Raw genomic sequence first — 6,451 nt, 5'->3', positions numbered from 1 at the left:
ATCAGATCCGTGCGATGGACCTTTGTGACCTGGCCCGGCAGTTCAGTCTCGACTGGCTCAAACCGGGCGGGTCGTTCCTGGTGAAGCTGTTCCAGGGCGTGGGTTTCGACGAGTACCTTAAGAACTTGCGCGCTGACTTCAGTCGCGTGACGATGCGTAAACCGAAAGCCTCCCGCGCACGTTCGGCGGAGGTGTATGCACTGGCGACCGGCCTCAAGTCGGCGTCCCGGTAACCTGGCGAGAACACCGCATGAATGAGATGGCAAAAAATCTGTTGCTCTGGCTGATCATCGCGGTGGTCCTCCTGACCGTGTTCCAGACCTTCAATCCCCATGGTGGATCCTCGCAGGACATGTCCTATACGACGTTCGCCCAGAACGTCGATAACGGAAATGTCGCCARCGGCACGATCACCTCCACCGCACCGCCGACGATCACCGGCAAGCTGAAAGATGGTGGCGCCTACCGCACCGTCGTACCGGTGGTCGGCCTGTCCAGCAGCGATCTGGTCAAGCAGATGCGCGACAAGGGTGTCGAGCTCCGCCAGGAGCCAGCCGACAACGGCTTCTCCCTGCTCGGCCTGCTGTTCAACTGGCTGCCGATCATCATCTTCGTCGCCGTGCTGATCTGGTTCATGCGCCAGATGCAGGCGGGTTCCGGCGGCCGCGGCGCCATGAGCTTTGGCCGCTCGCGCGCCAAGCTTCAGGGCGAAGACCAGGTCAAGGTCAACTTCACCGACGTCGCCGGTTGCGACGAGGCGAAGGAAGAGGTCGGCGAGCTCGTCGAGTTCCTCCGCGACCCGGGCAAGTTCCAGAAGCTCGGTGGCAAGATTCCGCGCGGCGTGCTGATGGTGGGCCCGCCGGGTACCGGTAAGACCCTGCTCGCCAAGGCGATCGCCGGCGAAGCCAAGGTGCCGTTCTTTTCCATCTCCGGTTCGGACTTTGTCGAGATGTTCGTCGGCGTCGGCGCAAGCCGTGTTCGCGACATGTTCGAGCAGGCCAAGAAGCACGCTCCCTGCATCATCTTCATCGACGAGATCGACGCCGTCGGCCGCCATCGTGGCGCCGGCATGGGCGGCGGTCACGACGAGCGCGAGCAGACGCTGAACCAGTTGCTGGTCGAAATGGACGGCTTCGAAGGTACCGAGGGCATCATCGTCATCGCCGCCACGAACCGCCCCGACGTGCTCGATCCGGCCCTGCTGCGTCCGGGTCGCTTCGATCGCCAGGTCGTCGTTGGCCTGCCGGACGTGAAAGGTCGCGACCAGATCCTCAAGGTGCACATGCGCAAGGTGCCGACCGCGGCCGATGTCGAGCCGATGGTCATCGCGCGCGGTACCCCGGGTTTCTCGGGTGCGGATCTGGCTAACCTCGTCAACGAGGCAGCGCTGTTCGCCGCCCGCGAGAACGCTCGCGAAGTGCGCATGAGCCACCTGGACCGTGCACGCGACAAGATCCTCATGGGTACGGAGCGTCGCTCCATGGCCATGAACGACGAAGAGAAGAAGCTCACCGCGTATCACGAGGCCGGCCACGCGATCATCGGCCGTCTGGTGCCCGAGCATGATCCGGTCTACAAGGTCACGATCATTCCGCGCGGTCGCGCTCTGGGCGTCACCATGTACCTGCCCGAAGGCGATCGTTACAGCATGAACAAGGTGGCGATCGAATCGCAGCTCTGCTCGCTGTACGGCGGTCGCGTTGCCGAGGAACTGATCTTCGGTCACGACAAGGTCACCACCGGCGCCTCGAACGATATCGAGCGTGCGACCAAGATGGCCCGCAACATGGCGACGAAGTGGGGCCTGTCCGACGAACTCGGTCCGGTGACCTACGGCGAGGAAGAAGACGAGGTCTTCATCGGTCGCTCCGTGACGCAGCACAAGAGCGTCTCCAACGAGACCGCCCGCAAGATCGACGAAGTGGTGCGCACCATCCTTGATCGCGCCTACGCGCGCAGCAAGGAGCTGTTGACCACGAATATCGACAAGCTGCACATCATGGCCGAGACGCTCCTGCTGTACGAAACCATTGACGCGCGTCAGATCGACGACATCATGAACGGTCGCGAGCCYGGGCCGCCGATCGACTGGACCAAGCCTGGTTCGCCGCCTCCGCCGCCCCCGCGTGGTGACGCTGGCTCGGCACCGGATAAGGTAGGCAAGCCTGCTACGCAGCTGTAAGAAGGGAAGGGCGGCCATTGGCCGCCCTTCTTCGTTTTGGGTCTGTCGAAACCGCTCGCATGGAAACCGCTCCTGTGGGAGCCGCTTCAGCGGCGATTGGGTGCTCGCGAATACGCACGCCTTCATCCAATCAGACGGCCAATTACCCCGCTTGTTACCGATTCGAGAAAAAAAGATGCAGAAAAGTGTTGACGCACCGTCTCGATATCTGAATAATTCCGCTTCTCGACACGGCGCCAACGCTTCACAGCGGCAGGCAACGAGTCAAAGGTTTAAAGTGTGCGCCCGTAGCTCAGTTGGATAGAGTACCAGGCTACGAACTTGGTGGTCGGGAGTTCGAATCTCTCCGGGCGCACCATCTTTAAATGCAGTTGAAAGTGTGGTGTGTTCATACGGATTGACGGGCTTGGGCTAGACCCGTAACATTTGAAGGCTTCACCTAGTTGTATCGGTGAGTGCTTTAAGTTTCGGGGTATAGCTCAGTCTGGTAGAGCGCCAGCTTTGGGAGCTGGATGTCGGGGGTTCGAATCCCTCTGCCCCGACCAGTCGGCGTTCTACGTACAGTGCCTGCGCCTGTAGCTCAACCGGATAGAGCATCGGCCTTCTAAGCCGACGGTTGCAGGTTCGATTCCTGTCGGGCGCGCCAGATCGTGTTTTATGGTGGGCGTAGCTCAGCTGGTTAGAGTACCGGATTGTGATTCCGGATGTCGTGGGTTCGAGTCCCATCGTCCACCCCACTTGCAACGTGCGATGTGTTTCAAAATGGGCCGTTAGCTCAGTTGGTAGAGCAGTTGACTCTTAATCAATTGGTCGTAAGTTCGAATCTTACACGGCCCACCATTTTGGAAGGCGCTTAGGGAAACCTAAGCGCCTTTTCTTTTTGTCCGTAATCTTCCCGAGGGTTGAGCGATGGATACCGGCAAGCCAGGCAAGCCGAGAACGCCGCGCCGCGATGGTCGTCCAGGCTCGGGCCTGCTGATCCGGCCACATGCCGGGGCGGAGACGCGGGTGAAGTCGGGTGGGCGGGCGGATAACCGTTCTGGCTCTGCTGGGACAAGGTCAAGCGGCCAGTCCGCCGCTCGACACGATCGAAGTCTTGAAGATCCAGAAATCTCGGAGTGACCGTCGCCTTCGCGGATCAGAAGACGCTGAAAGAATTTGCATCGTGCGCACATTGGTCTCCGCCGCATGTGGTCATTCGGGTGGGTGCTGTGCCTGCCGAAGGCATGAAACAGTTGACGTAGACGTCGCTGGTGCCAGAAACCCCGCCAGGTGTCGGGTCGCTGGCCGACTGGCGGCACCGATTGTCTATGACAAGGTCGCTGGTGACCGTGCTCGCGGAGTCGAGGCGATACGTCGATGTGCCACGGTGCACCGAGTTCTGATTTGCGGAGACAACATAGTTTCCGGGGGCGACCGCTTGTAGATAAGGGGCACGAATCCCTTTTGGAGTGGCAGCACTGGGGTCCACGGGAGATTCGGATCGACATGCTCCGCCTCCAAGCGTATCGGGGCTCAGCCTGATGACGCTGCCCCTGGAGACCTGTGAGCCAAAACTGGCGCAGATCCGTTCGTCGAGCTCCCGAGTGGCCCCGGGCTGAGAGCTGTGCAAGTACAGATAATCACCATTCTCGAGCTCGATTAGGTGCTGCTCGACGAGCACGTCCATCCCGTGCTCGTCCTTCAGGATCACTTGCCGAACGACGCGTTTTTCGCCCTCGGGCGAAATGCTTGCGCTTTGCTGAGTAACCTGCGCGATGACGAGGGCCGGGAACGCCGCGGCAGTGAGGGGGAGTAGATATCGCATGGGTTGCCTCCTTGGTTGGGAGGAGCAGGATCGGCGTATGCGCAAGGCGATTGAATACGTAAATTCTGAAAAATGGCCTGAATTTTGATTTGCGCTTCGCGGCGTCCTCTGGGCCACATCCGTCCCCGGTGATAGACCTGAGACGGCGCGAGACCTAGAATGGCGCCGCGAGCGAGAGTGGCGGAATTGGTAGACGCACCAGATTTAGGTTCTGACGGGTAAAACCGTGCGGGTTCGAGTCCCGCCTCTCGCACCAACCAGGGGTCGATCGCGGCCACAGACAAGTAGCTCTCTCACTTACCCGGCCCGAAGGGTCGCGGCAGGATAGTCGCCTTGAACTCAGTGCAGGGAAGCGAGGCTAGATTCTGGTGGTCGAGAGTTGCCGGCGTTGCGGCACTCGCCGGCTTTTGCGCCGCGCTGACGATCCACGTACGAGCCATTCTGAATCTGCCGATTCCAGCGGAATCCTGGCCGGGTTTTCCGCTCTCTTTCTCTCTGTTTGCTGGCGCCTTTCTCGTGTTCATGCCCATGGTTCGCGACGCGAGTGACGGTCGGATCGGTCCGGTATCGAATTCGCGAATTGCAGCGGGCATGCCGACCTGGGCGCGCGCAGCGATAGCCGTGTGTGCCGCCTATGTTGCTTTCAACTTCGTCTGGTGTCTGGTCGCTCACGGCGAAAAGGTGCAAGTCTCGAATGGTAAGGCTATTGCCTACGTGTCAGGCGTTTCACGCGTCCTCACGGACGACGAGTACAGGGACTACCTGGGATGGCAGGCCCGTTTCTGGTCGGGCCACATCCTCATCTTCTACCTGGTCCCCGTCTTCTATTTTCTATGCGGGCCGGGAGCGAAGGGGCGGGTGGCTCGACAGGCGTAATCATCGTTGCGTCGTTACGGCTGCTCACGATATGCGCAGCTGCGACGACGTCATGATCCCAAGAGTTTCAGCAGTCCAAGCGCGGCGGCAAAGGTGCCCGCGACAGCGACGTAAGGATACCAACGCGCCTCTGCGTTGATCTTCATCGTCTCTGCAGTGATCTTGCGGAGCTCCGCGCGGAGCTTCTCTCGCTCGTCGTCAATCATGGGTATCGTCTCCGGCTGGACCGGCGGTGGCATGGCGGGCATGGCTTATTCCCAGCGTAGCACCGGCGATTTCGTCCGGCATGGGTGCACGCAAGGTTAGAGAGGTAGCAAGCGCTGCGCTGTCAGCCAATGTCACTAAAAAATACAGGGTGACGTCGCTTTCGCTACCAGGCGATCAGGTGGGTGCCTGTGTTCGCCGGGCTACGATTGTTCCCAAAACGGCAAGCACCACCGTAATCGCAAAGTTCGCCGCAAACGCCGCGGTATGCGACGCATTCAGCAGTGCGGCGAATAACGTACCGCCGATCGCCAGCGTGGTGGCGACCATCAATGATTCGCACAGCTGCAGCGCCGAACTGTTGCTGCCCTGTTCGTGCTCGCCCGACATGGAAAGTGCGAGAACGGCGACGGTGCCGTAGAGCATGCCCATGCCCAGGCCGGTCAGTAGCCATCCCAGCACAGCGGCGAACACCGGCATCCATGGAAACGTAGCGAGCGACGCGGTGATCACGCCGAACACCATGAGCGCCGTGCCACGTGTAAGCAGGGCCTGTCGCGAAATCGTTGCGTAATGGCCCTGGTACCACGAGCCCGAGAACCAACCGATCGCGCCGACGCTGATAGCGAGACCAGACCACGTAGGCGACAGACCATGTTGCTGCGAGAACACGAGTGGCAGGAAGGCTTCGGCACCGAAGAAGGCCGAGGCAGCGACACCACGTAACGCGATGACTGCCGGTAGTCCGCGCGCCGCGCGTAACGTGCCGGTGGGTAGCAGCTGGCGTCCACATCCGATGATCAGGGCGACGGCGGGCACGAAGAGGGCGACGGCGATCCACCCCTGTTCCTGCCCGGCGACGAACAGCAGGCACGTACCGACGGAAGCACCGATGGCGTTCATCATGCGACCAGGCTTCTCTTCCTGGACGTGCGTTGGCGGTGCAAGGGAGCTCAATGCGCCACGAAGCGCTGCCGCAGCGGGCAGGGCAAGCAGGGGCACCGCAAGGAACACCCAGCGCCAACCGAAGTGCTCGACGATGGCGCCGCTGATCGCCGGTCCGATCAGGGCGGGTACGACCCACCCCGCGGAGAACGAGGCGAAGACTTTCGGCCTGAGGTGGTCCGGATACAGGCGCGCAACGATCACGTAGAGGGCAGGCGACRGGCAGCCCGCTCCGAGGCCCTGTACCAACCGACCCACGATCAGGGTGGGCATGTTGTGGGCGAAACCCGCGATCAGCAGGCCGGCCACGAAGCCGACCAGGCCGGTCCAGACGGCAGGGGCGGGTCCTTTGCGGTCGCTCCAACGTCCCGAGAGGGCCATGCCGATGACACTGGTCGCGAGGAGTCCGCCGAAGGCGAGGGCGTACAGGCGAAGGC

The 6,451-nt window shown here is 61.4% G+C and carries 6 protein-coding genes and 6 tRNA genes; 9 read left to right on the top strand and 3 right to left on the bottom strand.

What is annotated here, in order from left to right:
* The 7 genes from AC1DSN_RS16750 to AC1DSN_RS16720 all read left to right on the top strand — a co-directional run.
* A partial coding sequence (locus tag AC1DSN_RS16750; RefSeq protein WP_477331776.1) for an SAM-dependent methyltransferase occupies positions 1–233 on the top strand: 233 nt, incomplete at its 5' end.
* Positions 234–250: 17 nt separating this feature from the next.
* On the top strand, positions 251–2,182 hold the full coding sequence (gene ftsH / locus AC1DSN_RS16745) for an ATP-dependent zinc metalloprotease FtsH (RefSeq protein ID WP_477331774.1): 1,932 nt from the start codon (positions 251–253) through the stop codon (positions 2,180–2,182).
* Between the two features lie 281 nt (positions 2,183–2,463).
* A tRNA-Arg gene (locus tag AC1DSN_RS16740) sits at positions 2,464–2,540 on the top strand.
* Between the two features lie 110 nt (positions 2,541–2,650).
* A tRNA-Pro gene (locus AC1DSN_RS16735) sits at positions 2,651–2,727 on the top strand.
* Between the two features lie 24 nt (positions 2,728–2,751).
* Positions 2,752–2,828, top strand: a tRNA-Arg gene (locus tag AC1DSN_RS16730).
* A gap of 14 nt (positions 2,829–2,842) precedes the next feature.
* A tRNA-His gene (locus AC1DSN_RS16725) sits at positions 2,843–2,919 on the top strand.
* A 27-nt stretch (positions 2,920–2,946) separates the two neighbouring features.
* Positions 2,947–3,022: transfer RNA gene (locus AC1DSN_RS16720), tRNA-Lys, on the top strand.
* 298 nt (positions 3,023–3,320) lie between these two features.
* Here AC1DSN_RS16720 and AC1DSN_RS16715 read toward each other — a convergent pair.
* Positions 3,321–3,989: a hypothetical protein gene (locus tag AC1DSN_RS16715; RefSeq protein ID WP_477331772.1), complete on the bottom strand. Its 669-nt coding sequence runs from the start codon at positions 3,987–3,989 to the stop codon at positions 3,321–3,323.
* A gap of 171 nt (positions 3,990–4,160) precedes the next feature.
* Here AC1DSN_RS16715 and AC1DSN_RS16710 point away from each other — a divergent pair.
* Together AC1DSN_RS16710 and AC1DSN_RS16705 are read left to right on the top strand one after the other, a co-directional pair.
* Positions 4,161–4,245, top strand: a tRNA-Leu gene (locus tag AC1DSN_RS16710).
* 77 nt (positions 4,246–4,322) lie between these two features.
* Positions 4,323–4,865, top strand: coding sequence for a hypothetical protein (locus AC1DSN_RS16705; RefSeq protein ID WP_477299173.1), 543 nt, complete (start codon positions 4,323–4,325; stop codon positions 4,863–4,865).
* A gap of 50 nt (positions 4,866–4,915) precedes the next feature.
* Here the strand turns inward: AC1DSN_RS16705 and AC1DSN_RS16700 are convergent, their stop codons facing one another.
* Entirely contained in the window at positions 4,916–5,071 is a 156-nt protein-coding gene (locus AC1DSN_RS16700) for a hypothetical protein (RefSeq protein ID WP_477299171.1), read from the bottom strand.
* 175 nt (positions 5,072–5,246) lie between these two features.
* Positions 5,247–6,451 (bottom strand): MFS transporter (locus AC1DSN_RS16695; RefSeq protein ID WP_477331770.1); only part of this gene is annotated, 1,205 nt, incomplete at its 5' end.

This window comes from Luteibacter sp. P4_D7_3 (assembly GCF_056401735.1).
This window is presented reverse-complemented; position numbering and strand designations above follow the sequence as displayed.